The organism is Burkholderia pyrrocinia (genome assembly GCF_001028665.1).
Classification (GTDB): Bacteria; Pseudomonadota; Gammaproteobacteria; order Burkholderiales; family Burkholderiaceae; genus Burkholderia; species Burkholderia pyrrocinia.
This window is the reverse complement of record NZ_CP011504.1, coordinates 2,363,614-2,389,198: the sequence shown is the minus strand read 5'-3', so window position 1 is coordinate 2,389,198 and position 25,585 is coordinate 2,363,614. Positions and strand designations below refer to the sequence as shown.

Below are 25,585 nucleotides of genomic sequence, written 5' to 3'. Positions count from 1 at the left end.
TCAAGCGCCGGCCTTGGCATCCGCCGCGTAGCGCGGAGCGGCCTTGGCGTTCGCGAATTTCGGCGTGAGTGCGCGGCGGGCCGCTTCCCATTGCGTCCAGCCGTCGCCGTCGTGCAGCGTCGGGATCGTCACGAGCTCGCCCTGATCGAGGCCCGCGAGCGCGGCATCCACCAGGTCGTCGGCCGTCATCGTGCTGGCGGCTTCCTTCTGTTTCGCATAGCCCGCCACATCCCAGAACTCGGTCGCCGTCGCTGCGGGCAGCACGGTCTGCACGCGCACGCCCTTGTCCGCCAGGTCGCGCTGAAGCGCGTGACCGAAGCTCAGCACGTACGACTTCGACGCGCTGTACACGCCGTTGAGCAGTTCGACCGCAATGCCAACGACGGAGCCGATGTTGACGATGGTGCCCGTGCCCTTGCCGGCGAACACCGGTGCGACGGCGTAAGTCAGGCGGGTGAGCGCGGTGATGTTCAGATTGATCATCGACTCCATCGTGTCGACGTCGCCGTTGAGAATCGACGCGACCGAGCCAATTCCCGCGTTGTTCACCAGCATCGTGATGCTGCTGTCCTCGCGCAGAATGCCTTCGATCTTCGCGAGCGCGGCCTTGTCGTTCAGATCGGCGGCAACGGTCTCGACCGAGCGGCCGGTTTCGGCCGTAAGGCGGCCCGCCAGCGTATTCAGACGATCCTGATTACGCGCCACCAGAATGAGGTCGTAGCCGCGTTTGGCGAGGCGGTCCGCGTAAATGGCGCCGATGCCGGCCGATGCGCCGGTGATCAGCGCGGTGCCTTTCGTAGAAGTCCTCATGTCTTTTCCTTTCCGGGGATTGAGCCGACCGGGTGTCGGTTCGTGGAATGAATTCTGGCTTCGACCACGCTCATCCTCAATGTCATAGATGCAATGATTTCTGCCATCCATGCATTGACCGGAAACCTTGCGGATTCGTCCTTTGCAAGAGACGCCCGGTTACCCAAAATCGGCCCTGCAGGGGGTGCCGCGCGGCGCCTTGCCCCCTCCGAAGACGGCCGACAGGACGAACCTGGAAAAAGACAGGGGAAAAACCGGTGAAGATAGGCATCCTGATTGAATCAAGGCCACACGAAACGCGCGTCGCGCGATGCCCGAAACGGTCGCGCAGTCCGTTGCGCCACGCCATCGGGCGGCGCCTCGACGACATCGACGGGCATGCCGGCGAAAGCGCGGCAGCCCCGGATCGGGCCGGGCACAAGGTCATGGGTGACGCGCCACCGCAGCCCGCGGCGATGTCCGTTTTATGCTAGATTCAATTAATCAGGCCATCCACCTGGCGGACATCATGCACACCGTAGGACTCGTTGTTTACCCAAATTTCCAGTCGCTCGCGCTCGCGGTGGCGAGCGTGTTCGAGTACGCGAATCTGCTCCGCGGCGAGGCGGTGTACCAGTTCCGGATCGTGTCCGAGCACGGCGGAGCGGTCGTGTCGTCGCAGGGGTTTTCGGTCAACACCGAGCCACTGGCCAACGACGGCTATGACACGCTGATCGTCGCCGGCGACAACGAATGCCGGCTTCCGTCGGCGACGCTGGTGGACTTCCTGCGTCGCGCGCCCTTCCACTCGCGGCGCATTGCGTCGATATGCACGGGCGCCTTCGTCCTCGCGGCCGCCGGCCTCCTCGACGGGAAACGGGCCACGACGCACTGGTATCACGCGCGGGATTTCAGGAAGCAATATCCGGACGTGCAGCTCGACGAAGACCGCATCTTCGTCGTGGACGGCCAGGTCTGGACTTCGGCCGGAATGAGCGCCGGGGTGGATCTCGCGCTCGCGATCGTCGAAAGCGACTTCGGGCTGGAAACGGCGCGCATGGTCGCGCGCAAGCTCGTGCTGTACCAACGGCGCGGCGGCGGGCAGTCGCAATTCTCGACGTTGCTGGAACTGGACGCGCGATCGGACCGCGTGCGAATGGCGCTGACCTATGCGAGCGAAAACCTGGCGAGCGATCTGTCGGTGGAACGACTGGCGGAGGCGGCACGTTTGAGCCCGCGCCAATTCAGCCGCGTGTTCCGGGAGGAGACGGGGCAATCCCCGGCCAAGGCGGTCGAGCGGCTGCGCGTCGAAGCCGCGCGCCTGATGATGGAAACGACGCGCCACCCGATCGAAATCATTGCGAGAGAAACCGGCTTCGGCGACCGCGAGCGCATGCGCCAGGCGTTTCTGCGCGCGTTCGGGCAACCCCCGCAGACCATCCAGCGAGCCTCGGGAGTCGCGCCGCTCGTGAACTAGGACTTGTTGAACCAAAAGGCGAGGTTTGCGCGGTCTTGCCTGCCCAAACCCTGAGCGCCCGACTACCGGCAGGTCTGCAGGCAGCGAGCCGTGCAAGCGGACGATCTATTGCTTGCCGGGGCCCCACTCCGGGCTGTAGCCGCCCAGCGCCGGGTGGTACATCTCGTCGCCGGAATGCTGCGTGAATTCGACATTGAGCCGGTCCTCACGCAAGCCGAGAATCTCCACGCAGTGCGCGCAAAGCGCCTGCGCCACTTCCATGCGCTGCTCGGGCGGGCGCCCCCGCCGGATATCCAGCATCATCACGGCGACCGGGACCGGCGCTTTGCCCGCCTCGGCAATGCGCCAGACACCGCCTTGCCCCAGTTCCCGGATCGCGACGCTGATACGCCGAATATCGACCGACATCATCCGCGCATAGGTCTCGCTCATTCTGGCGGCGAGCAATTGCTTGGCTTCCACCGAATAGTGGTCGTTCACGTCCAGTTGCAGATAGGGCATGGTGGTCAGGATTCCAGGTGATTGATCGAACTCGTGCGGCATCGGCCTGTGCGTATGCTGCCAGCCGATTCTGGCACCCGGCTCGCCGCCCTCGCCATGTCGGATAAGCAATGATTCCGGACACAGCGCGTCGCTACTGCCCAATGGCCTGTTGCTCGAAGGAGGCCGCCACCGACTCCGCGAGCACGTCGACCGCGCGCCGCAGATTGCCTAGCGCGCGCGGAAACACGAGCCACACGTCCAGCGCCAGCGCAAAGCCGCCGACCTCGACGACGCTGAGCTGCGAACGCCACGGGCTCGCGCGCAACACGTCCGTCGGCACGAGGCCAAGCCCGAGCCCGCTGGCCACGAGCCTGAGTTGCATGTCGGTTCCATAGGTGTCGATGCTCAATCGAAAGCGCTGCCCCCGATTGGCCATCGCACGCTCGAGCGCGGCGCGATAGCCGCAGCCGTCAGGGTTGAGTATCCATCCGTGGGCGGACAGCGCTTCCACCGTCGCGCGAGCATCGACGACCGGCTTCGATGCGCTCTGCACCACCTTCACATCGAATCTCGTGACGAGGCTGCAGCCGAAGTCCTCCGGCAGCGAAGCCCCCGCCGGCAACATCAGCAACGCGACGTCGAGCGATCCGTTTTCGACCATGCGCTGCAAACCGACGCTCCAGTCGGTAAGCAACCTCACGTCCAGCGCAGGAAACCGCGCCTTCATGGTCATGACGGCGTCGAACAGCACGATATCCGCGACGGCCTGCGGCAAGCCGAAGCGCAGCGTCCCCGACGGCGGCGAATCTTCCCGGGCAATGTCGTGAAGCTGGTTCAACGCGCGCAGAACCGGCACGGCCTGTTCGTAGACCCGGCTGGCAAGCGCCGTCGGCCGCGGCGGCTTGGCGTTTCTGTCGAACAACGTGGCGCCCAGCCCCTCCTCGAGCCGCTGTATGCGCTTCGATATCGTCGATTGCGACACGCACAGCTGATCAGCCGCGCGGGTCAGCGAAGCCGCGTCGACTACCGCGATGAACGATTTCAGTTCTTCAATCACCATTCCGATTCGTCAACATTTCAATGAAAAACATTCGTTTGTGGAAACTCGTGCACCAGCCTACTCTCAACCGCAATCGCACACCAGTCCACGGAGAATGAAATGCCCCTCGTACGAATCAATCTGTCGAAAGACGCATCGCCCGAAGTCGTCAAGGCTGTCAGCGACACGGTCTACGAAGCGATGACCACAGTCGCCAACGTCCCGGAGAACGACAAGTTCCAGATCATTTCGCGCCATGCGCCGGACGAGCTCGTTTATCCGGCCGACGGTTATCTGGGCGTGGTTTACACGTCCGGCATCGTGTTTATCCAGGTCACCTGGAACGCGGGGCGCACGATCGACGTGAAGAAGGCCTTCTACCGCGCCGTTGCGGACGGCATCCACGCGAAGGCCGGCGTGCGCAAGGAAGATGTGTGGATCAGCCTCGTTGACGTCGCGCGCGAAGACTGGTCGTTCGGCAACGGCGAGATGCAATACGCGCCGAAGGCGTGACTCCGCCGCCCCAACTCCTGCGTCACTCGCGCCATCGGACGGTCGGTCACGATGCGCTTTGCCGACATCACGCCGAGCGGCCAGCCGACCGTGTCGCCGGTATCGGCGGCGAGACGGCCTACTGGCCGGAGCACGACCGGGTGTGCCGGGGATAGGGTCGAACCGGGCGTGATCACCGGCAACGCCAGCGCGATGGTTGCGCTATTCCCTCCTCGATCGAGACGAACCCAATTCCCGGCCATCGAATCGAAACGTCATCCCCGAAAGCGAATCCAACCCGTTTCAGGGTCAGTCAAGCAGCTTGGCGGCACAAATTTGACTCAACGTTCTGTTGGCTGCGCCGTAAAGTACTGCGATTTGCACTCACCGATCTGCTCGCAGCTGCAGATCAAGCACTATATCTGGCCAAGTCCCAAGGTGGCAGTCAGCTGGTTCATCACGCCCGAGGACAAGAGCGCGACGAGACCGCACGTGCGTAGCATCGCGAATAAGTCAACTGTGAGCGATCGATAAACGACGCCCCTCGGTCATCAAACGTGCAAGAACGCTCTAATAGCTTTCGCCTCTCATTCTGGCTGACCAGGAGCAGTGACATGCGTTGGATAGTGCCTCTCGTACTGGCGATCGTATGTACGCGTTCCGCGCTGGCTGATTCGGCCGCTTTTAACGCAGGGGTAATCCGGCTCTGCCGCTTTCAATACGGTGATCTTTTACCCTACGCGTGAGCGTGAGGTTCCGTGGCAAGCGGGTCCGGTCACCGTTGAGGCGACGCGCGATGCTTCGCCTGTACCGGATGGCCGCTTCCCCGTTGTATTGATTTCACATGGACGAGGCGGCGGTCCCCTCAGCCTCCGTGAATTGGCCAAGGCAACGGAATCGGCCGTGGCTACTAGTCGACTTTGAAGATAGACACTACTGCTTTCAGGCTTTCCGCTTGGTCGGCCATCGACTACGCCGCGTTGCTTCCCTGGAGCAGGTCAGCTCAGTCTGGATGACTTATAGATTTGCGCGTAGGAAGTCCACGACCTCATGGTCGATCTGGCGATGAATCTCCACACGATCGCTCCCGGGCGCATCCTGACAGATCAGTGCCGCACTGGCTGCGACCGAGGCCGGACAAGGATCAATGAAAACGAAGTGGTTGCCTGGCACGATGTGGACTGCGGGCGGTGTGGGCAAGCCTGACACAACTCCAAGAGCGTTTCTCGCAGAACCAAGATAGCTGTCGTCCCGCGGTCGATAGAGCATCGTCGGTACGCGCACGGCGGACAAGCCAGATGCCTCAAACATCATCGCCAGCGGATCCATCAGCACCAAGGCCTTCAGGCGGCGATCAACGGGCGGTTGCCAAGCTACCAGGTCAGCGGGTACGGCCGCTTTGCCTTGGGTGCCGTGCGCACCATTGCTGGTTGCTGGACGCGGACACGATCCCGGATCATCGTGATCTGCGCAGTACGCGCTGGCATACGCAAAATCGGGTTTCGCTCCGGCCAGAATCAGCGCAGTGTAGCCGCCGGCTGAGTATCCGATCATGCCAATTCGGCCGACATCGGCGCTCGCGGAAAACCGTGGATCCGCGAGGACTGCATTGAGCGCGGCCTCTGCCTGCCGGGGGCGATCAATCAGAATCTGGGCTTGGGACGGCGCTCGGGGATAGCCTGAAGCGTCCCCAACGTGCGTCGGCAAGACGACGATAAATCCGGCGCGAGCCAGAGTTGTGGCCAATTCACGGTGGCTGAAGGGACCGCCGCCTCGTCCATGTGAAATCAATACAACGGGGAAATGGCCATCCGGTACAGGCGAAGCATCGCGCGTCGCCTCAACAGTGAACGGGCCCGCTTGCCACGGAACCTCGCGCTCACGCGTAGGGTAAAAGATCACCGTGTTGAAAGGGGCAGCTTCGTTCACCCCCTTGAGCCGGATTATCCCTGCGTTAAAAGCGGCCGGATCAGCCAGCGCGGAACACATACATACGATCGCCAGTACGAGAGGCACTATCCAACGCATGTCACTACTCCCCTGGTCAGCCAGAATGAGAGGCGAAGGATATCAGAGCGTTCTTACACGTTTGATGACCGAGGGGCGTCGTTTATCGATCGCTTACGATCGGACGATCTCCTCCATTGTCGCTCCAGCGTTCGAAACCGGATTTGAACCTGCAGCGACGTGAGATACCGATGTTCCGATGAGCTCCTTGATTTCCTTCGCCGCTACCGCACTTCGTTGTGCCAAGGTTCGGACTTCACCTGCGACAACTGCGAAGCCTCGTCCCTGCTCATCCGCACGCGCCGCGTCGACCGCTGCGTTGAGCGCAAGGAATGCGGTCGGCTTCCTGTGCCATATCTTGCTGGGCAGTGAGCAACGCCAGATTCCGGATGGCGATTGCGCGATCCTGTATTGATGAGCATAGTGGGTTTGCCAACCGTGCTTCCGTATTGCTTACTCGCGTAATAGCGTCAAGTTGATGGTTCAATTGCCACAGTCCGTAAAACGCGGTCACGGCTATTGCCACCAGTAGGACCGTCAATAACCCGAATCCGATAGTCAGGCGGCTAGATCCTTACATATTTCTCATAGAGGTTCCCGAGGCGATGATGAATGGTCCATACAAGTTGTTTACGACAAAATGCAAACTTGCTGAAGGGAACTCGTGATCGACGGCATTGGGAACCCCGTGCTCCATCGCGCGGGACCGTCATCGTCGATCTGTGTGCGGCTCCGGACGCGCGATCCCGATGCTGCGGGGCGCACAGCAGAAAATGCCGGAGCCACCTCTACAAACGCCGCGCGCGTACTTTTAGGAGGGGAACTTGAAGGCGCATGCAGGATTCTCGCCCTGTAACATCCTCAGTTGCCTGACGATCGTCGGTTGCAGCGCGGCGCGCGACGACAATCGGTGTATCGAGCGTATCAGCCGCTTGCGCGTCAGACTAGGTCTTGCGCAATTGACGCATTGCGGCGAGTGCGACGAGCGCACCCGCCGTGGAGGTGACAATGTCGAGAAACACGCTGTTGGCTACCGATAAATCTAGGACATGAGCAATACCTGAGACCACGCATGCGCCCATGACGCCCAGAACGATATCGCGAATGATCTGGTACGGGCGTCCACGCCAGACCACCCCGGCAAAGCAGCCTGACGCACCGCCGATGAGAATCCACGTTAGCAGGCTATGGGAGGTATCGCTCACGATGGTTTATCCGCGGGTGGCCGGCACGGCATTAATATCGAGTTGATCGAAGCGCTGGCTGTCCTGCACGTGGTGCAGGACGACACCTGCTTCGTAATACTTGCCCGCGTTCAGCAGTGCCGACGCCTGATCGATACGCTCGGCAGTTTGGTCGAGTGGAACGACGTCGACGGTATAGGCGACATTGACGTCAGCAAGTTTCAGCGCCTTGATCGCCCCTTCGCGGTCCCCCTTCTTCAAGGCCGCGTTGGCGTTGGCGACTGCCTTGGCCTTGACCGGCTGGGCGGTAAAGTCATCCAGTACGGTCATGTCACCGCCGACCGGCAGCCATGCCGTAGCCTGATTGCTCGTAGCCGTGTTGGCGTGTGCACCGGCGGCGTCGCTCAGCGTCGATTCGGCCTTCATGAAGGCCGAGTTGTCGGACTTCGCCGCCTGCATGGCCGTCTTGGCGTCGGCCAGCAGATGGGTGGCCGCCTCAGGATGGCCGTCGAAGAGCGCAGATCGGGCAATCATGACGTCAATCATGGCCCGATTCCCGGCATGCGACAGTTTCGTGAAATCCTGGTTGACGGCCTTTGCCTGGGTGACGGCCGCGACCGCATAGCCGGCAGGCACAGTACCGCAGACCAGCAATGCGACCGACATCACGCAGAAGGCTACTTTCTTTCTGTTCAGGGTGGACATGTCGAATTCTCCTTCTCTGATCGTTGTTGTTCCCGTAGGGCGGACTGGACCTCACGCAGTTGCATCATTCACGCGCCCTGAACACAAGATACGAAGGCGGACTTAAAAGAAACTTAACCCTGGCGGTCAACACGAGATTTCACCAACCCATCTGGCGCGCAGTGGAAGCCTCTCGATGGAAATCAACACATGAGTTGATTCGGATTCCGCAGAATGGAGTGCGTTCGCGTCGTGCCAACACAGAGAAATACGAATTAAGGTCACTTTCTCGTCGGTTTCGACGACAAGGCGCCAGCGCCGGGCCGTGCGTCATATCCCGGTGGATGCGCGGAGCATGTTCCATCATGACGAGATCGTTACCGAGGCCGGCCTGAAAAAAATGGAACCGACAGATTCCCTCGTCTCATTAACGTTGCGCTCCACGGCCTTCAGCCGTTCGCGTTCGTCAGTGGTCACGCCATCACGCTCGCCATGATCGACCTGGTTTGCCCAATGCGAGCGGCGTCTGCGCCGTACAGCCCATCATCGGCGCCATTGACTCGACCGCCGCTCGCGTCGACGAATGTTCGCTACGCTGCTCGCGCAAACTTGCCGAGGTTGAACTTCCACACGCGCGGCGTGCCGGTGCGGACGCGGGACCGCATTGCTTTTTATTGATCGCGCACGTACGCAAACGATTGCGCACAAGACGAAAATAAAACGTTTCTGTACCATTCAGATAATAAGGATCACTTCCGGATACGACCACGAACCGGCCTGACACATTGATTTCACAGCCGGAACGTGTCGCATTTCAGAAGCTGTTGTCTGACAAAACCTGCCAAACGAGCGATGCGAGTGCGTGCGTACCGCATACATCGCATGCTTCAAACAAGAATGGCCCGCCACATCGTCCCCACGGCCACCCCATTGTTCTCGACCGAACGTCGACGCAGACGCGAACGCGATTGCCCTGCATTGTGCAGACCATTTCCATGAGCACCGACGTAGCACCGTTCCACGCAAGACCATGCCGCTAGTCAGACCGAGGTTTTCAACGCAATTGTCGCTACTCGGGGCACTTGCCGCGGCGTTGTGCGCATCGCTGGTCGCAATCGTCTGGTTAATGGCCAGTTGCACCGAAGGCCACCGGATCGCATCCGCCAGGCAGCGCGCGAGCGACGCGTGCGACGCGATTGCTTCCCACTACACGCTGTCGTTACCTCACGCGACGGAGCCGAGCGTTCAACTGTTGCGCGACGTACTCAACGCGGCCCTTGCCGCATCCGCGGGTATCGAAGGGGGCTTCTGGCACGCTGGCGCGTTGCATTCCGCGCCGTCGGCGAATGCGCCCGAGCGTGCCGGTGGATTTCTGGCTTACGCGTTTCCGTCGTACCCCGGCAGCGGCATCAAGCGCGACATTCCGGAAGCGGAAACGCCGCTGATCCTGAGCGCGCTCTCGGCAGCGTCCACCGGCGTGCGCTCCGCCGCCGAAATAGCGGGAAGGCACCACGACGCAGTCATCGCGATCGCGTGCCCCGTGAACGGACATACCGGGCTCTATGCATGGACCCTTGTGCGCGCGCAATCGATGTTGGTCCGTCAGGGCGACGCCATCGTAGCAACGTTTGCCGTCGTTCTGGCGCTTCTGTTCGCCGTTTCCCTGTATCTCGCATTCGCACTGCGCGCATGGCGCGACAAACTCGTGCGGCTCGACACGGCGCTCTCGAACGACGACGCCGATTCCGCCGGCAGCATCCCCTGCCCGGGCGAGCCGGAACTGGATCGGATCGCGCATGCATTCAACCGCTGTACTGCGCGTACCCGCAATGCTCGCGAACAAGCGAGCGAACTGGAAATACGCCTCGCTCAAGCACATCGTGTCGCGCTGCTCGGCACACTGGCCGCCGAGGTTGCGCATGAAATTCGCAATCCGGCTGGCGCGATGCGATTGAAAGCCGAGAACGCGCTGGCCGGCGATGCCTGCCGGCAGCAATCGGCGCTGCGCTCGATACTCGGCCAGATCGAGCGCATCGAAATCCAGGTGTCCAGGCTCCTGGCGCTCACCCAGCCCGTTACGCCGCGCCTGGAGCCGGTCGATCCGGCCACGTGGCTTTCGGAAAGCGTGCAGACACACGACGAGCTCGCGCGCGGCAAGAATGTCGCGCTGACGGTGGCCTGCAATATGCCGACGGCCTTCACCAGCGACACGACCGATCGCCCCGTATTCGACCCTGCCCAGATGCGTCGCGCGCTCGACAATCTGATCGTCAATTCGCTGGCGCACGTTCGCCCGGGCGGCAAGGTTCACGTCGAGGCCAGCCGCCGCGCTTCACCATGCGGCGCACGCTTCGTGCTCGAAGTCGCCGACGACGGCCCCGGCGTTGCCGAAGCCGAGCGCGCGCGCATCTTCGAGCCCTTCGTCAGCGCGCGGCCCGGCGGCTGCGGGCTCGGTCTCACCCTGGTTCGAGAGATCGCAGCGTCGCACGGCGGCAACGCCTGTCACGCCGCCACCCCTACTACTTGCTTTGTCATCGATATCCCATGGCGACCATCCTGCTGATCGACGACGACGATGCCTTCTGCGAAGGATTGTCTGAAACGCTGACCGATCTGGGTCACGAAACCCTATGCGCCGGCACGGGCGAGCACGCGCTCGCCCGCGTCGACCGAGGTCTGCAACCCGCCTGCATATTCCTCGACATCCGGTTGCCCGACATGGACGGCATTGCCGTGCTCGAGAAACTGCGGCGCGTCCCTCGACTCGCGACGGTCCCCGTCGTGGTACTGACCGCCTATGCCCGTAGCGGCAACACGATCGCCGCCATGCGCCTCGGCGCATTCGACCACCTGACGAAGCCGGTCGGCCGCGACGATATCGCGAGCCTGCTCGAGCGGATCTTCGCGGCCCATCCTCCGTCCGATGCCGCTCCCCATGCGCAGGCGAACGTCGACGCGTTCGACGAACCTGTCGGTGCGGAGCCGCGCTTGCTCGGCATCAGCGCGGCGATGCGCGAAGTACAGAAATGTATCGGCCGCGCGGCAGCGTCGGATGCGACCGTTCTCATCACCGGGGAAACGGGAACCGGCAAGGAAGTCGCGGCCAGGGTGCTCCACGTCGAGTCGTCGCGTAGCGCCGGCCCGTTCGTTGCCGTGAATTGCGCGGCGATTCCTCATGAGCTGCTCGAAAGCGAGCTTTTCGGCCATTGCAAAGGTGCCTTCACGGGCGCCACGGCCGCACGGACCGGCCGAATCGTCGAAGCCGATGGCGGCACGCTTTTTCTGGATGAGGTCGGCGACATGGCGACCTCCATGCAAGCCAAGCTGCTGCGGGTGCTGCAGGAACAGCAAGTCACCCCACTCGGCGTCAACCGGTCCATTTCGGTGAACGTCCGCGTGATTGCGGCAACCCATCGGGACCTGCGGACCATGGTCGCGAACGGAACGTTTCGCGAAGACCTGCTTTACCGACTCAACGTCATCCCCATTCATCTGCCGCCGCTGCGCGAGCGGCTGGCCGACATCCCGCCGCTCGCCGTCCATTTTCTCGACACGACGTCGGCCTCGACTACGACGAAGCGGCTGTCCGTGCAGGCGGAGCGCCGCCTGATCGCGTATGCGTGGCCGGGCAACGTACGCGAACTGCGCAACGCGATCGCGCGCGTGAATGCGCTCGCGCCCGGCGCCGTCGTCACCGGATGCGATCTCGCGTTCCTCGACGAACCGGGTGTTCCTTCGCGCGACGCGCTGCTGCCTGCCGCGATGCTCAATCGTCCGCTGTCGGAAGCACTCGCCGCCGTCGAGCGCGAGATGATCCTGCGCACGCTGGGACTCACCGGCGATAATCGCGCGGAAGCAGCGAAGCGACTCGGCATCAGCCGCCAGTCGCTGTACACGCGCATGGCACACCTCGACATCGGCTAGCGTCGGATTGCCGGACACGCGTGTCCGGATGCGTTGACAGTCTCGCTGCCGCGCTGCCCGCAAAGCCTTGTCCGACAGTCCCCTTTATGTGGCACACCGCTTGCATGTATTGCCCGGAGCGATCTCGCGGATCGCACCGGGCAGGCGGCGCTCATCCTTCGCGAAACAGCACGCGAAGACATCGAAGCCGGTACCGGTCCCTGCGTGATCGTGATTTCAACGACGGGACGCGGATGAGCGTCGACGCATGTCGATGCCTTCCCGACCCGACGTTCATAACAAGCACAACGACAACCGCTCGACCAGGGCAAACGACAGGGGAAGACTAAACATGAGCTTCGGACAATTGACCGTGCGAGCGAAACTCGCGCTGACCTTCGGCATGATGGCCGCGCTGGTGGTTCTGGTTTCGGTGATCGCACTCGGTGCGCTCGGGGATGCGAACGACAGTTTCGCCAACTACGTCGACGGTGCGCGTGCGCGCGCGGAGTTGACCGAAAAAGTTCGTGCGGCGGTACTTCGTCGCGCGGTCGCCGTCCGTAATCTGGTGCTCGTGACGAAGCCCGACGATATCGAAGCCGAACGCGTTGCGATGACGCAGGCGCACGACGAAGTGCAGGCACGGCTTCGCCAGCTGAACGAAGCCATCGCCACCAACCCCGACGTGACGGCGAAAGGCCGCGCGCTGGTGGCCGAGATCAACCGCATCGAATCGCGATATGACCCGGTGGCCGTCGCGATCGGCGACGCTGCGTTGCACGGCCAGCGAGACCAGGCGATCGCGATGATCGACGATCAATGCCGGCCCCTACTGAAGGAACTCGTCGCAGCAGCCGACACCTACGCCGGCTTCGCAAGCAATCGGGCGGCCGAAAGCAAGCAGGCGTCCGCGCAACAGTACGACAGACACCGCGCGCTGCTGATCGGCATCTGTCTCGCTGCCGTCGCCGCCGCCGTCGTTGCGGCGCTCCTGATCACGCGCAGCATCACGCGCGCACTCGGCGCGGAACCCGGCGCCCTGAGCGACATCACACGCCGCGTCGCGGCGGGCGACCTCGGCACCGTGGACGGCGCCGCGGCCGCGCCGCAGGGCAGCGTGCTGGCATCGATGGGCGAGATGCAGGCGAGCCTCGTCCGGCTGATCGGGCAAGTCCGTACCGCCGCGGACAGCATCGCGACGGGATCCAGCCAGATCGCGTCCGGCAACCAGGACCTGTCGTCTCGCACGGAGCAACAGGCGGCGTCGCTGCAGGAGACGGCATCGAGCATGGAACAGCTCACCGCTACCGTGCGTCAGAACGCGGAGAGCGCGCAACAGGCGAGCGCCCTGGCCAACGGTGCGTCGGACGTCGCGCACAAAGGCAGCGCGGTGGTGAGCCAGGTCGTGGAAACCATGACCGACATCAGCGACAGCTCGTCGAAGATAGCCGAGATCACCGGGATCATCGAGGGCATCGCGTTCCAGACCAATATTCTCGCGCTGAACGCCGCCGTGGAAGCTGCCCGCGCGGGCGAACAGGGTCGCGGCTTCGCCGTCGTGGCGAGCGAAGTGAGAAGCCTCGCGCAGCGTTCATCGAGTGCAGCCAAGGAAATCAAGGCGTTGATCGGCGCATCCGTCCAGAAGATTCGGGACGGCTCGCGTTTTGCCGACGATGCGGGCCATACGATGGCCGAAGTGACGAAGGCCGTGGCACGCGTGACAGACATCATGGGTGAAATCGCCGCGGCGTCCTCCGAACAAAGTCGCGGGATCGAACAGGTCAACATCGCGATCACGCAGATGGACGAAGTCACGCAACAGAACGCGGCACTGGTGGAAGAAGCGGCGGCCGCGTCGAAGTCGCTCGAAGATCAGGGCCATCGATTGACCGAGGCCGTCTCGTTCTTCCGTGTCGGGTCCGTGGATAGCCATGCCTACGACCAGCCGGCGACGCGCCGGGGTGCGGCCACCACGGCGGCCGTGTCACGGCCGGTGCGACCGGGCCGCACGCCCGTGACGGAGGCAAGCGCGCCGTCACCCCGTGCCGCGATGGACGCGGCAGCAGACTGGACCGCCTTTTGATACGGCACGAACCATCCATTTTCTGGAGCATGACATGACGGAAGCAGTTGAAATCGCGGAGAGCACACCCGTACGCGAAAGTGCCGGCGACGCGACCAAGCAGGTATTTGTCGCTTTCGTGCTCGGCGACGACGAATACGGCATCGATATCATGAGTGTCCGCGAAATTCGCCCCTATGTAGAACCGACGCCCGCCGCCGATGCGCCGCCGTTCGTCAAAGGCACGATCAACCTGCGCGGCCTCGTCATGCCGATCGTCGACCTGCGCATGACGTTCTCGCTGGACCCGATCAGCGACACCGTACCGACCGCCATCATCGTACTCGACGGTGCGGAACAGGCGATCGGTTTGATCGTCGACTCGGTGAGCGGCGTCGTCGATATCGATCTCTCCGCTCGCCGCCCCGCGCCGGAGGTCGGGACCGCGATGCAAACGGAATGCGTCACGGGCCTCGCCATCCATGAAGGGGACGACGGCGAACAAATGCTGACCCTGCTCGACATCGATCGACTGATGGAAACGATCGATGTCGGCGCGTGCTGGAACCGGCCGAGCGAAGCTTGATCGACATTCAACCGATGACGAAAGACACGCAACGGCCGCCGGTATGGCGGCCCATCGAGTTTTTGCCGATCCTGTTTTATCTGGTCGACATTCAAGTGGACGAAGCGAGGGCGACCTTCGACAAATTGACCCGGCACACGACGGAAGGACGCATGGCCGATCCTGCGATGCGAGAGCGAGTCACGCATTACTACATCGGGCAACGGAAGCTGTTGCCGATTCAATACGAGCAATTCATGCGTTGGCAATGGGAAGCCACGACTACGGAGCAACGGGAAATGCTCAGGCGGATCGGCGAGCGCGCCGACCACCTCGCCGCGCTGTACGATTCGATCATCGCGTGGCTCGACGAATCGTCCCGGGCAACATCCGGCGTCAAGCAGCCGAACGATTCGTCGACGTTCGCCCGACCTCGATTCGAGCCGTCGCCATGAGGTTATGCGCACTGGCTTTGCTTCAACTCGCCGTACGAACGAATGGTATCGGCGATGTAACCGGCATCGCCTCCCTTTCCAAACTATTTCGGTTGATTGACGACAATAAAACAATACCCACATCAACCTCGATCGGCGTCTAATTCGTTGACGCCGGTGTATCGATTGATTGACACATCTGATTGTTCGCTGTTGGCAGTGCCTTTGTCCGGCATAGGCCTTGACGTGGCACGTCGCTTGCATATTTCGCGCGAACAGGAAGCGGCCCGTGCAACGGTGGACGTAGTCGAAAGCGGACCGGATAGCGCGGCATGCTCGCCTGACCGTCACGCTGCCCCTATGCGCGGCGACATACCGTATGGCCTTCAAACAGGTGCCAAGGATGAACATGCTACCGATCGAGAGCACGCTGCCCGTTTTGACGGATGCGGGCACGCTGCAATTTTCCGCTTATGGATTCGGTTGGGGATATCGCTCGTTTTCGTTATTGCGCGAGACGGTCCGCACCTGCCTCGGCGCCCGGGATACGAGCGAACAGCAGATTCGGCTGGCCTTCGAACTGAATCGGCATCGGATCCTTCGCGCGGTCGGACCGTTCTCGGCGATACCGTATCAAGGCGAGACGATTCCCGTTCCGGTCGAGAACCTGTAGAAAGCTTGCGCAGAATTCATCCACGCTTGAAGAGGGGCGAAACGACATGCGGGCGTGACGTGGTCGCCACACGGAAGCGCGATACGGCCGGCGCTCGGTTCACCGAACATCCTGCGACAAACTGCCTCGATCCACGAAAGCATCGCCACGCGAGCGACTCGGCGCCTCGCGCATCGACTTCGAGTGGAGCACCGAGATTCGGGGGGCGTCAGTGCGCGAGCGCGCGACCGATCCTGAATACACCGACCACCTCTCGCAGCGTGGTCGCCTGCTGCGCCATCGCCTGCGCGGCCGCCGATGCCTGCTCCACGAGCGCCGCGTTCTGCTGCGTGACCGAGTCCATCTGGCCCACGGCGACGTTGACCTGCTCGATACCCGTTCCCTGTTCGTCCGACGCCGATGCGATTTCATTCATGATGTCGGTCACTCGCCGCACGGACTGCACGATCTCCGACATGGTGGCGCCCGCGCGTTCGACCTGCTGCGACCCTTGGGCCACGCTTTCCACCGAACCCGTGATGAGATCCTTGACTTCCTTGGCCGCGTTCGCGCTGCGTTGCGCCAACGTGCGCACTTCGCCGGCCACCACCGCAAATCCGCGCCCCTGCTCGCCCGCACGCGCGGCCTCGACTGCCGCATTCAGCGCGAGGATGTTCGTCTGGAACGCAATCCCCTCGATCACGGTGATGATTTCGGCAACCTTGCCCGAACTGCTCGAAATGGCGCGCATGGAGTCGACCACCTGGTTCACCACTTCGCCGCCGCGCATCGCGACCTCGCACGCGCTGCCCGCGAGCGCATTCGCCTGCCGGGCGTTTTCCGTATTCTGACGAACCGTCGCGGTCAACTGCTCCATGCTGGCCGCCGTTTCCTCGAGCGAAGCCGCCTGCTCCTCCGTTCGCTGCGAGAGATCCAGGTTACCTTGCGCGATTTCGCCAGCCGAAGTCGTGATCGATTCCGCGGTCGACTGGATTTCCGACACGATGCCGCTCAGTTGCCGCCGCATCGATTCGAGCGACGCCATCAGGCTGCCGCGATCGTTCGGCGCGACCGGCACAGGTGCTTCGAGATTGCCTTCGGCAATACGCCCGGCCACGACCGCGGCGTCGGCGGGCTCGCCCCCCAGCGACCGCATGATTCCGCGCGTGATGACGGTTCCCAGCACGATCGAGAGGACGACGGTGATGACGCCTGCTGCCGCCAGCGTCAACTTGGTCAACGCAGTCAAGCTAGCCACTTCCCCTGAGCGCTGATCGAGCAGCGACTGCTCGGCCTCGTTCAGTTCGGCGGCCACGGCTCGATAGCGATCCATGAACTGCTTGTCGTTGCCCTGCTTGAAGTAGTCGATCAGCACGTTGGCCGGCTGCGTACCGGCATTGACGTCACGCCGCATCGCGATCAGCTTGTCATCGACCTCCGCCACCTTCCCATGCATGTCGCGCAGTGTCTCGAGACGACGCTGCTGCGCCGCGTTGTCCGCGGTGAGGCCGCGAACGACATCGAGCGACGCGGCGAACTGCTTGACGCCTGCCTTGTAGGGCTCCAGAAACCGGTCATCCCCCGAGGCCACGTAGCCGCGCACGCCCGTCTCCATGTTGACCATGCTGGTCAGCATGTCGTCGTTCGCTCGCAAGACCTGGTAACTATGAACGTTCCAGCCGTTCGCCTGATTCAGCTTCAGAAAATTGACGATCGAGATCGCGCTGCCGATCAACGATATAAGTACGACGATACCGAATGCAACGCCCAGCTTCCTGCCGACTGTCATGGAGCCCATGCTTGCTTCCCCCCGTGTGTTGTTGTTCGTTATGTCGGCACGCAGGCAAACTTCCTGTAACTCATGCATTCCTCGCCTGAAGAAACCTTTCGCGAGATGGTCGAATATATCGGTCGGCTTGCCCTGACACGCCTCCGCCTCAGGTAACTATCCGTCCTCGCAAACGATCACGGGCGTATTATCTTTTTATCGATTGCCGCGAAAAACGTCGCGTCGGCCGCGATGAAAATGCAGGACGCCCTCGTCACCGGGGAAACGGGGACCGGGAACCGGCAGCGCGGTCGCATCGTCGCGTACCGCGACGAGTACGGATTTCCATACATCGGTGTCACGAACCGTTGACACATGGGTTTCAGCCCTGCCGGCCAACCCTTGCCTGATCGCAGCGGACCAGATGGCATACCGATTGCATGTATTGCGCGGTCGATGTCCAGCCAGTGGCTCAATACCGGCGCGCGCAGCGTGGGGGACTCTCGACACAGATCGACAAAACAGTCATCCCGGCGGATTTCCAACGATGAACGACACCACGCGACAAGCGCCGGCATGGCGACCGATCCAGTTTTTGCCGACCTTCCTTTATTTGTTCGACGCTCAACTGGACGAAGCGCGTGGGATACAGGTCAAACTGACCACGCACAAAATGGAGCCGCACGTGCTGGACGGCGCGATGCTTGGACGAATCCGGCATTACTACGCCCGGCAACGAAAAACGTTACCGATTCAAGACGAGCAGTTCATGCGCTGGCAAGCAGAGGCGACGACCGCCGAGCAGCGAGAAATGCTTGCTCGCGTCAGCGTGCACGCAGACGAGCTCTCCGGGCTGTTCAATTCGATCATTGCGGCAATCGACGCGCTGTCTCGAGATACGCTCGACAGCAGTAGGCCGAATGCGTCAATCTCCGCCCAACCTCGCGTCGCGGCATCGCCATGATGCCGTCGCATCGGGGCCCGTGCCGACGGTGCGCAACGCTCCGTCCGTCACGTACGGAATGAGACCCGTCGCGCGAATCTTCGTGGCGATCGTGTCGCGGCACGCCGCGTCTTCCGGCGGGCAATAGTCGATCGAGACCACCGGTAGCGCATAGCGCGCTTCAATCGCCTTTGCTTGCGCGAGCAACCAGTCGCGATCCGCTGCGGGGACGGCGCCGTAACGCCGGTTGCGCTGATCCCAGTTGCCGAACAGCGATTCGAATGCAACCGCGGCGATCGCGTCATGCACCTTCGGCAAGATCTCGAAGCCGCGGTTCAGGATCAGTTGCGCAGTCGGATAGCGCGATTTCACGGCGTGGATCACGGCGACCAGGCCAGCCTCCTGCTTCGCGCGCGCCGCTTCCGTCTTCGCGACGAGCTGGTACGAATCCAGCGTGTCGAAAAAGAAGCCTCGGTACCCACGCGCCCACAGCGGCGCGATCACCTGTTCGACGAAAAACGACGGCCACCCCTGCGCCGACTGATCGACGACCGCCGACGCCCATGTCGTATTACGCCCGAACAACCACCGTTTCGGCATCCTGCGCGCATAGTCGCGCTCCTGCGTGACTTCGCCGACGCTCACATAGGCGAACCACGCGGGGCGTTGCACGTCTTGCGCACGTGGATCGAAGCCGCTGTCGGGTTCGACGACAACGACATCGAACTTCTCCAGCTGGCGAACCGGCACGTCGTTGCCGTAGAAGAACGCGACGGAATGCGGACGCATCGCATCGGCCGGATCGCACGCGTCAGGCGACGATACGGGCGGTGCGGGTTGCGCATAGCCTGCCCGCCCGCACAGCGCACCCAAGATGACGACTGCGATGGCAGCCGCGGCCGACGCCAGCGCCATCATCGGCCGCCTGTGCGACCGACGGATTCGGAATGAAAACATATCTCCTCAATGACGCAACATATAGGTTTCGTATTCGAGGCGGCCGAACTTGCGGTCGAGCAGCAGGACCGCCGCGACATCGAGAACGAGCAGCGCAAGCGCGAAGCCATAGCCGTATGCATTCGGCGTCATCCATAGCGTGATACCGGTCAGCACGCCGTTGAGCGCGACGAACGCCGTCGACAGCGCCACGACCAGCCGGCGCGCGTCGAGATAGAAGAATACGTTCAGCAAACCCAGCAGCAGCACCTGCAGACTCGCGGCGATCACGTCGACGAGCAGAAGCGGAAGGTACAGCGTCGAGATATGCAGGGCCGCCAGCAGCCAGTGACCGAATGCGACGATCAGCACCAGCACGGCGGCCTGCACCTTGATGATTTCATACAGCCCGGCGCGCACGCTGCCGACCATCATGTCGCGCATGTCGTTGATGTGCCGCAGCGTCGCACCGCTGCGCACGGCTTCGTAGAACGCATCGTAATACTCGACGAAGTCCGCCTCGATGCGTACCAGGAACGTCGCCATCCCGGGCATCACGCAAACGTACGCGATGAACACGGGTATGTCGTAGATCACCGATGCACGCAACGGCCCGATCACCTGCGCACCCGTGCCCGGTGCATACCAGAACATGAACTTGTCGAGCCATACGCCGAGATTGAACAGCAGTCCGACAAGCGCGAGCGTCGGATACGCGAAGCGCCGGTCGAGCATCTCGAACGAGACGAAGCGATCGCTGCGGTAGTTTCGGTAGATCAACCCCGAAAGCCCGGTAAGCAAGACGAGATGCCCGGCGACGAAACCGCCGAGCAGGCCGCAAATGCCCTGCCGGTTCAGCATCAGCGCGAACGCGACCGTGCAGCCGTATCCGACCAGAAATACCGCAAGAATCTGCCGGTACTGTTTCACGCTGGACAAAAAGATCACCGCGATCCAGATATTGCTGACGATGACGAATCCCGCGACCATCAGCAGCCGATACAGCAGCGGCTCGCCGCGAAATCCCGACGCCACCGCGATGAAGCCTGCACATCCCGATGCCGCCGTGGCAATCAACGCCACACCGTTATAGTTCGACAGCACGAGATCGTCGCGCTTCTCGAACAGCCGGTCGGAGATGAAGCGCGTGAACGACAATTGCAGCGGCCCGGTCAGAATCAGACTGCACGCGATCAGGTAAGTCACCGACACCTGAAACTGGACGATCGCATATTTGGGTATCACGAATGCGACGCTCATCACGCCGATGATCAGAATTCCGAATATCGACAGAATCAGCGGCCCGGAGCTGATCAGCCCCGCATATGCGTATGCGCGTGCGACGCCGAAGAGCGTCTGTTGCCGCAGGATCTTGCGCAACTCGAAGCCGATGCCGGCCATCAGCGGCCCTCCTTGCGCGAGCCGGATGCAACCACGCCCGCACCTGCATGGTGCACCGGGCAGCCGGCTTCGAACGGCCGCCCGCGGCGCATCCGGTCGGGGGCGATCGCGAGCGCATCGTACAACGCCCGATACCGGTCGATCATCTGTGCACGCGTGTAGAAGCGTCGGACGCGGGAGAGGCCGGCTTGCTGCGCGGCCTGCCAGCGCTGCGCGTCGCCGAGCAGGTCGAGCGCCGCCTGCGCGAACGCGGCCGGATTCGCGATCGGCACGACCGCGCCGGCGGGCCCGAACGCGCGGTCGTCCTCTCCGAGCCCTTCGATCAGTTGCCGGCACGACCCGACGTCCGTGGTAATCGACGGCACGCCGGCCGCGAAGCCTTCGAGCACGACGAGCGGGAGCGCCTCGCTGATCGAGGTCAGCGCGATCACGTCGACTTTCGGCAAAATGTCGTGCATCCGCTGGAAGCCGAGAAAGCGCACCGTCGTCGCGAGCCCGAGGCTCTGCGCGAGCGCCCGGCATTCCAGCGCGTACGCGGGATCCTCTTCTTCCGGCCCGACGATCCAGCCTTCGATTTCCGGCATCGTCCGCGATGCGATGAACATCGCGCGGACGAACGTCTTGATGTCCTTGATCGGCACCACGCGGCCGATCAGCGCGACGACGCGGCGCGGGCCGCCGTCCCGCTTGTCCAGCAGCGGCGCGAAGCCGTCCACGTCGACGCCGTTCGGAATGTTGCGCGTCCGGGCGGCATCGGCGCCGTCGGCGATCTGACGGTGCCGATTGGCCTCGTAGAGCGCGACGATCTCGTCGGCCGCGTCGTAGGCGAGCTTGCCGAGTGCTTCGAAGAAACGCACCCACAGCGCGCGAAAATAGCTGATCGCCGATACGTCCCGCTCGAACGCACCCCGGTTGTCGCGGATCCACTCGCTTTGCAGCAGATCGATCTTGCGTTCCTTGGTATAGATACCGTGCTCGGAAACGAGTAGCGGCCGGCCCGTGCGGTAATGCAACAGCGCACCGAGAAAGCCCGCATAACCCGTCGATACGGTGTGATAGACGCGCGCCGGCGGCAGTCCGCGTGCGATCCGCGCAAGCTGCCACAGCGGCTTGTGCATGATCCGTACCGTCCAGAAGTAGTCGGTGAAGGACGGGTCGGTGCAGTAGCGGCGATAACGCTCGACGATGAAGTCCCACGCCGCGCGGCTGGCGGAAAACTGCCGCTCGTTCAGCGGCCCGTCGTCGTCGATCAGTTGGACCAGGTCAGCCATCAGCGCAGCCGGATTCGCCACGACGCCGTCCGCATCCCGCCCGCGCCACGCATCGTGCAGCGCAGCCGAACGCCTGAACGCTTCGGCGTCGCCGGGAATCTCCCGTGCGCTGCCCGTATCGGCGGGCACGTCGCCATACAGATAATGGGACTCGAAGTGGACGACGTTGTCGGGCAATGCGTACGCGGCGCCATGATAGTCGTCTTCCCGGCTGCCGATGAACACGATCGCGAAGTGCTTGTGCGGGTAGGCACGAATCATCTCGTTGACCCAGCTCGATACGCCGCCTCGCACATACGGGAACGTGCCCTCGAGCAGCAGGCAAACGTCGATCGCGGTCGACGGACCGGCACGGCGGTGAATGGACGGTTTCATGACGACCAGTAACGAACGACGGGATTGAGAACGGGCAGCGCGGCCGCGTTGCCGAGCGACGCGAGCAGTTCGGCCGTGCGCGGATACTCGCCACGCAGGAATGCAGCCTCGGCAAGCCACGGCACGAGACGCTCGCGCGGAAAGCCCCATTCGAGCGCACGGCTCATGTATTGCACGGCCGCGTCTGCGTCGCCGGTCGCGAGTGCGAGGCGGCCGCGAACGAGCCACATCGCCGCGTCGCCTGCGTCGATCGCGAGCGCGGCCTGCGCGTGGCGGTCGGCCTGTTCGCGCGTGTGCCCGTGCACCGCACCGAGCACGAGATTCTGATAGACCAGCTCGAAGTACAGCTCGGCAAGCCGGCGATGATTCGCCTGGCGCGTTGCATCGTCGGCGGCGGCATCGAGCGTCTGCTGCGCACGGAAGATGTTCTGCGCGATCTCGTTCTCGGCGCGGTCGAGCGTGCCGTATGCGATGAGCCGCACGTCTTCGAGAGGATCGGCGAGCAGATCGCGCAGCAGCGTGCCGGTCGTGCGCGTCGGCATGCTCTGGATCGCAACCAGCGCGGAGAGCCGATCCGACGCGGCCACCCGCGTATTCACGAGACGCGCCTGCAGACGCGCACCGCCGCCGTGCGAGACGCGCGACACGAGATAGGTGACGAACTCGGGCAAAGGCACGTCGGCGTATGCGTCGTCGCCCTGCTTCGCGGGCCAGCAAGCCGCCCACGCACAGCTGGCCAGCACGACGAGGCCGCCGCCGACAGGCACGAACGTACAGGCGAGCCAGAGCGCCGCGAGCGTCCCGTTGCGTTGGGTTCGGTAACGTTGCGGCAGCAACTGCCGGTACAGCACCGCCTGCGCCGCGCCGCCTGCCACCATCGCCCCGAACACGGTCCACAGGGGGTCAACCGACGGTGCCAGGACGGTCATCGCCGCCCCCACCTGGGCGGACCCGCCGAACTGCACGAGCACGGCATACTGCAGTGCCGCGACGATCGCAATGCCGACGCACGACGCGAGTGCGGCCAGCATCGACGCCGGCGGCACGCGCAACGCGCGCCGCTCGAGACCGGGCGCCCGCGAACCGGATCGCGGCCTAGACATGAACGCCGCATCCCTTCAGCAGGCGCTGCAATGCCGCCCCCGGTTCGAGGCTGCCCAGATGCAGCGTATGCACGCCGATCCGCGCGCCTTCGAGATCGAGACCGAACTGCGCCGCGAAGCTCGCCTCGATGCGCGCGAGATAACCGTCGATGCCGGCCGTATCGGTCGCCGGCATCAGGTTCACGAGCACCGATTGCGTCGGCGTCTTCAGCGGCCATATGAGATCGAGCGAACGGCGCCCGCGCATCACGTGCTCGAACAGCGAATCGTCCGCCTCGTCGTGCTGGAACACGAGCGCGACCAGCGACGACGCGATCCCCGACTCGCGCTGCAGGCGCGTCAGACGCGCGATGTCGAGCGCGAATTCGTACGGGCATGCCGGTACTGCCGCCACCACGTCGCGCACGCACGCCGCATGCTCGACGCCGTCCGCGTAAAAGCCGAGCAGCACCAGCAGCAGTTGCAGATTATCGAAGTTCAGCGACAGAAACGGCATGCGCTTGATCGCGAGCAACGCGATCAGGCGACCGTCGGCGCACACGACCGGCGCGGCGACCAGCAGCGCCGTATTCGGTGCCACGTCGCCGCCGCTCTTCGGATGGGCGATGCATTTCGTCTCGAGCGTGCGGGCCACGAGGCCGTCGCGCGGATCGAAATCGAATGCATCGCCGAGCCGCGCAACCGGGTCGCACACGATTCTGGGCGACTGCGTCGCGCCTTCGACCGGATACAGCGCCGCCACCTCGATCTGACATGCCTGCGCGACGAATTCGAGCAGCGCGTGCGCACCGGGTAGCCGCACCGTGCTCGCCACACCCTGCGGAGGCGCATCGAATCCGTGCGCGAGCGACAGACGGCGCAGTTCGGTGATCGAATCCCGCAGCGTGGTCGGCTTCGACAGCAAATCCTTTTCCAGCCGCTCGTGCGACAGACGCATCAGGTAGTGGCTCTTCGTGATCGCGACGAGCCGGTCGTTCAGATAGTCGTTGAGCGCGTTCGCCCGAGTTGCGCGAGCGCCCCACGTGTCGCCGAAATGGCCGACGACGATCGTCTGCAGCAAGCCGCCGGCGAAGCGCTGCAGCGGCCACACTTCGCCGGCCGCGGCAGGATGCAGGTGGGCGACGCATTGCCATGCGCCGATCATCAACGCGTTCGCGAGCAACCCGAGCAGCGTCCCGTAACGCAGCGCGACGATGAGCGGGCCGAACCACAGCCACGGAAAATCCGCATGCAGCAGCAGCGGATCGCTCCGGTCGAAGTGCCACGCAAGCGCGAGCACGATCAGCATGAACACGATCGTTTCCACGACCGAAATCGGCCGCGCAGCGGCCGGCGCGACGAGACGGCGTATCCTACTCAGGTGCCCGAACGGATTCGTCTGGCGCGATCGAGGCGACGCCGATGCACGGCCGCTCCCGCCGTGAGGGTTATCGGTAGCGTTCGCGGAGCTCATGGTCGTCTTCCGGTGCAGTCGTGTCGAGCACGCATCACGAGCGCGGACGCAACGGCGCGAGCAGGCGGCCGACCAGCGCATTCGCGACGCTCGACAGGCTCGAACGGCTCCAGCCGCTGCGCGTACCCGCGGCGCTCCAGACGACCCGGCCCGACTCGACGTCGACGAGTTCGAAGGTCAGGCCGGCGACCGGCTCGCCGTCGACGCCCACCTTGTAGCGCCACTCCTCGACGGCGCCGGCCAGCACGTACTTCACGTGATGCTCGCGCGCCCACGCGAGCCGACGCTCGCCCGTGTCGCGCTGCGCGGTGTCGAACATCGCGTTGCCGTCTCCGTCGGCCGGCGCGAGACGCACGTCGGCCAGCCCGTTCGCGCGCAACACGGTCGCCGCGAGCGCCGCGGCGCTCCCGCCCGCCGCGGGCGTTTCGGTGAAGTTCGCAATCGGCGCGATCGCCACCGCATCGCTGGCCGCGAGCGTCGGCGCCGCAGTCTGGCGCATCGAGCCGCAGCCCGCGAGCACCGCCGCCGACATCGCGATCGCCGCGCCCCAACGGACGAGCCGGG

22 protein-coding genes and 2 pseudogenes are annotated in these 25,585 nt (G+C 63.5%); 9 read left to right on the top strand and 15 right to left on the bottom strand.

From position 1 onward, the window contains the following. Positions 1 to 810, bottom strand: a complete 810-nt coding sequence (locus tag ABD05_RS26810; protein WP_047902994.1) for an SDR family NAD(P)-dependent oxidoreductase — start codon at positions 808 to 810, stop codon at positions 1 to 3. A gap of 508 nt (positions 811 to 1,318) precedes the next feature. On the opposite strand from ABD05_RS26810, the gene ABD05_RS26805 reads away from it, so the two are divergent. After that, positions 1,319 to 2,266 (top strand): GlxA family transcriptional regulator, encoded by a 948-nt coding sequence (locus ABD05_RS26805; protein ID WP_034187962.1) that lies wholly within the window; start codon positions 1,319 to 1,321, stop codon positions 2,264 to 2,266. A 105-nt stretch (positions 2,267 to 2,371) separates the two neighbouring features. Here the strand turns inward: ABD05_RS26805 and ABD05_RS26800 are convergent, their stop codons facing one another. After that, entirely contained in the window at positions 2,372 to 2,767 is a 396-nt protein-coding gene (locus ABD05_RS26800; RefSeq protein ID WP_047903834.1) for a tautomerase family protein, read from the bottom strand. A 133-nt stretch (positions 2,768 to 2,900) separates the two neighbouring features. Further along, positions 2,901 to 3,809 (bottom strand): LysR family transcriptional regulator, encoded by a 909-nt coding sequence (locus ABD05_RS26795; RefSeq protein WP_047902993.1) that lies wholly within the window; start codon positions 3,807 to 3,809, stop codon positions 2,901 to 2,903. Between the two features lie 99 nt (positions 3,810 to 3,908). Between ABD05_RS26795 and ABD05_RS26790 the strand changes: the two genes are divergently transcribed. After that, entirely contained in the window at positions 3,909 to 4,301 is a 393-nt protein-coding gene (locus ABD05_RS26790; protein ID WP_047902992.1) for a tautomerase family protein, read from the top strand. A gap of 996 nt (positions 4,302 to 5,297) precedes the next feature. Here the strand turns inward: ABD05_RS26790 and ABD05_RS36780 are convergent. The 5 genes and pseudogenes from ABD05_RS36780 to ABD05_RS39045 all read right to left on the bottom strand — a co-directional run. Then, entirely contained in the window at positions 5,298 to 6,269 is a 972-nt protein-coding gene (locus ABD05_RS36780; RefSeq protein ID WP_238594129.1) for an alpha/beta hydrolase family protein, read from the bottom strand. A 135-nt stretch (positions 6,270 to 6,404) separates the two neighbouring features. Further along, positions 6,405 to 6,626: pseudogene (locus ABD05_RS36775) on the bottom strand (methyl-accepting chemotaxis protein); the annotation flags it as partial. 605 nt (positions 6,627 to 7,231) lie between these two features. Further along, positions 7,232 to 7,492 (bottom strand): GlsB/YeaQ/YmgE family stress response membrane protein, encoded by a 261-nt coding sequence (locus ABD05_RS26785; protein WP_034187966.1) that lies wholly within the window; start codon positions 7,490 to 7,492, stop codon positions 7,232 to 7,234. Positions 7,493 to 7,498: 6 nt separating this feature from the next. After that, positions 7,499 to 8,176, bottom strand: coding sequence for a YfdX family protein (locus ABD05_RS26780; protein WP_034187967.1), 678 nt, complete (start codon positions 8,174 to 8,176; stop codon positions 7,499 to 7,501). 366 nt (positions 8,177 to 8,542) lie between these two features. Continuing rightward, positions 8,543 to 8,762 (bottom strand): annotated as a pseudogene (locus ABD05_RS39045) (IS3 family transposase); the annotation flags it as partial. Positions 8,763 to 9,218: 456 nt separating this feature from the next. On the opposite strand from ABD05_RS39045, the gene ABD05_RS26775 reads away from it, so the two are divergent. The 6 genes from ABD05_RS26775 to ABD05_RS26750 all read left to right on the top strand — a co-directional run bounded on the left by ABD05_RS26775 (position 9,219) and on the right by ABD05_RS26750 (position 15,792). Further along, positions 9,219 to 10,718: a sensor histidine kinase gene (locus tag ABD05_RS26775; RefSeq protein ID WP_338012463.1), complete on the top strand. Its 1,500-nt coding sequence runs from the start codon at positions 9,219 to 9,221 to the stop codon at positions 10,716 to 10,718. After that, entirely contained in the window at positions 10,700 to 12,079 is a 1,380-nt protein-coding gene (locus tag ABD05_RS26770) for a sigma-54-dependent transcriptional regulator (protein WP_047902990.1), read from the top strand. The genes ABD05_RS26775 and ABD05_RS26770 overlap by 19 nt, the downstream gene beginning before the upstream one ends. A 331-nt stretch (positions 12,080 to 12,410) precedes the next feature. After that, positions 12,411 to 14,141, top strand: a complete 1,731-nt coding sequence (locus tag ABD05_RS26765; RefSeq protein ID WP_047902989.1) for a methyl-accepting chemotaxis protein — start codon at positions 12,411 to 12,413, stop codon at positions 14,139 to 14,141. A gap of 34 nt (positions 14,142 to 14,175) precedes the next feature. Then, entirely contained in the window at positions 14,176 to 14,706 is a 531-nt protein-coding gene (locus ABD05_RS26760) for a chemotaxis protein CheW (RefSeq protein ID WP_047902988.1), read from the top strand. Then, positions 14,703 to 15,140, top strand: coding sequence for a hypothetical protein (locus ABD05_RS37935; RefSeq protein ID WP_141685029.1), 438 nt, complete (start codon positions 14,703 to 14,705; stop codon positions 15,138 to 15,140). Before ABD05_RS26760 ends, ABD05_RS37935 begins: the two co-directional genes overlap by 4 nt. A gap of 358 nt (positions 15,141 to 15,498) precedes the next feature. Continuing rightward, complete coding sequence (locus tag ABD05_RS26750; RefSeq protein ID WP_175804780.1) at positions 15,499 to 15,792, top strand: hypothetical protein; 294 nt, start codon at positions 15,499 to 15,501, stop codon at positions 15,790 to 15,792. A gap of 208 nt (positions 15,793 to 16,000) precedes the next feature. Here ABD05_RS26750 and ABD05_RS26745 read toward each other — a convergent pair whose 3' ends face one another. Next, complete coding sequence (locus tag ABD05_RS26745) at positions 16,001 to 17,569, bottom strand: methyl-accepting chemotaxis protein (RefSeq protein ID WP_047902987.1); 1,569 nt, start codon at positions 17,567 to 17,569, stop codon at positions 16,001 to 16,003. A 517-nt stretch (positions 17,570 to 18,086) separates the two neighbouring features. On the opposite strand from ABD05_RS26745, the gene ABD05_RS26740 reads away from it, so the two are divergent. Continuing rightward, positions 18,087 to 18,503, top strand: a complete 417-nt coding sequence (locus ABD05_RS26740) for a hypothetical protein (protein ID WP_047902986.1) — start codon at positions 18,087 to 18,089, stop codon at positions 18,501 to 18,503. Here the strand turns inward: ABD05_RS26740 and ABD05_RS26735 are convergent. The 6 genes from ABD05_RS26735 to ABD05_RS26710 all read right to left on the bottom strand — a co-directional run bounded on the left by ABD05_RS26735 (position 18,465) and on the right by ABD05_RS26710 (position 25,553). Beyond that, positions 18,465 to 19,400 (bottom strand): endo alpha-1,4 polygalactosaminidase, encoded by a 936-nt coding sequence (locus ABD05_RS26735; protein WP_238594128.1) that lies wholly within the window; start codon positions 19,398 to 19,400, stop codon positions 18,465 to 18,467. The genes ABD05_RS26740 and ABD05_RS26735 overlap by 39 nt on opposite strands. A 45-nt stretch (positions 19,401 to 19,445) precedes the next feature. Further along, positions 19,446 to 20,819 (bottom strand): exopolysaccharide Pel transporter PelG, encoded by a 1,374-nt coding sequence (pelG, locus tag ABD05_RS26730; RefSeq protein ID WP_047902985.1) that lies wholly within the window; start codon positions 20,817 to 20,819, stop codon positions 19,446 to 19,448. Further along, on the bottom strand, positions 20,819 to 22,465 hold the full coding sequence (pelF, locus tag ABD05_RS26725) for a GT4 family glycosyltransferase PelF (protein WP_047902984.1): 1,647 nt from the start codon (positions 22,463 to 22,465) through the stop codon (positions 20,819 to 20,821). The genes pelG and pelF overlap by 1 nt, the downstream gene beginning before the upstream one ends. After that, positions 22,462 to 23,496 (bottom strand): tetratricopeptide repeat protein, encoded by a 1,035-nt coding sequence (locus ABD05_RS26720; protein WP_053060002.1) that lies wholly within the window; start codon positions 23,494 to 23,496, stop codon positions 22,462 to 22,464. Before ABD05_RS26720 ends, pelF begins: the two co-directional genes overlap by 4 nt. Positions 23,497 to 23,560: 64 nt before the next feature. Then, positions 23,561 to 25,021, bottom strand: coding sequence for a PelD GGDEF domain-containing protein (locus ABD05_RS26715; RefSeq protein ID WP_047902983.1), 1,461 nt, complete (start codon positions 25,019 to 25,021; stop codon positions 23,561 to 23,563). Positions 25,022 to 25,055: 34 nt separating this feature from the next. Continuing rightward, a complete protein-coding gene (locus tag ABD05_RS26710) occupies positions 25,056 to 25,553 on the bottom strand; it encodes a penicillin-binding protein activator LpoB (protein WP_080287820.1) in 498 nt (165 codons plus the stop codon). Between the last annotated feature and the right edge of the window lie 32 nt (positions 25,554 to 25,585).

Bases quoted from the DNA above. Each gene is read 5' to 3' on its own strand.
- ABD05_RS26735 (WP_238594128.1), bottom strand. From the start codon at position 19,400: ATGATGGCGCTGGCGTCGGCCGCGGCTGCCATCGCAGTCGTCATCTTG.
- ABD05_RS26770 (WP_047902990.1), top strand. From the start codon at position 10,700: ATGGCGACCATCCTGCTGATCGACGACGACGATGCCTTCTGCGAAGGA.
- ABD05_RS26780 (WP_034187967.1), bottom strand. From the start codon at position 8,176: ATGTCCACCCTGAACAGAAAGAAAGTAGCCTTCTGCGTGATGTCGGTC.
- ABD05_RS26750 (WP_175804780.1), top strand. From the start codon at position 15,499: ATGGCCTTCAAACAGGTGCCAAGGATGAACATGCTACCGATCGAGAGC.
- ABD05_RS26805 (WP_034187962.1), top strand. From the start codon at position 1,319: ATGCACACCGTAGGACTCGTTGTTTACCCAAATTTCCAGTCGCTCGCG.
- ABD05_RS26795 (WP_047902993.1), bottom strand. From the start codon at position 3,809: ATGGTGATTGAAGAACTGAAATCGTTCATCGCGGTAGTCGACGCGGCT.
- ABD05_RS26800 (WP_047903834.1), bottom strand. From the start codon at position 2,767: ATGCCCTATCTGCAACTGGACGTGAACGACCACTATTCGGTGGAAGCC.
- ABD05_RS26760 (WP_047902988.1), top strand. From the start codon at position 14,176: ATGACGGAAGCAGTTGAAATCGCGGAGAGCACACCCGTACGCGAAAGT.
- pelG (WP_047902985.1), bottom strand. From the start codon at position 20,819: ATGGCCGGCATCGGCTTCGAGTTGCGCAAGATCCTGCGGCAACAGACG.
- ABD05_RS26740 (WP_047902986.1), top strand. From the start codon at position 18,087: ATGAACGACACCACGCGACAAGCGCCGGCATGGCGACCGATCCAGTTT.
- ABD05_RS36780 (WP_238594129.1), bottom strand. From the start codon at position 6,269: ATGTGTTCCGCGCTGGCTGATCCGGCCGCTTTTAACGCAGGGATAATC.
- ABD05_RS26715 (WP_047902983.1), bottom strand. From the start codon at position 25,021: ATGAGCTCCGCGAACGCTACCGATAACCCTCACGGCGGGAGCGGCCGT.
- ABD05_RS26790 (WP_047902992.1), top strand. From the start codon at position 3,909: ATGCCCCTCGTACGAATCAATCTGTCGAAAGACGCATCGCCCGAAGTC.
- ABD05_RS26710 (WP_080287820.1), bottom strand. From the start codon at position 25,553: ATGTCGGCGGCGGTGCTCGCGGGCTGCGGCTCGATGCGCCAGACTGCG.
- ABD05_RS26810 (WP_047902994.1), bottom strand. From the start codon at position 810: ATGAGGACTTCTACGAAAGGCACCGCGCTGATCACCGGCGCATCGGCC.
- ABD05_RS26745 (WP_047902987.1), bottom strand. From the start codon at position 17,569: ATGGGCTCCATGACAGTCGGCAGGAAGCTGGGCGTTGCATTCGGTATC.
- ABD05_RS26765 (WP_047902989.1), top strand. From the start codon at position 12,411: ATGAGCTTCGGACAATTGACCGTGCGAGCGAAACTCGCGCTGACCTTC.
- ABD05_RS26720 (WP_053060002.1), bottom strand. From the start codon at position 23,496: ATGCTGGCCGCACTCGCGTCGTGCGTCGGCATTGCGATCGTCGCGGCA.
- pelF (WP_047902984.1), bottom strand. From the start codon at position 22,465: ATGAAACCGTCCATTCACCGCCGTGCCGGTCCGTCGACCGCGATCGAC.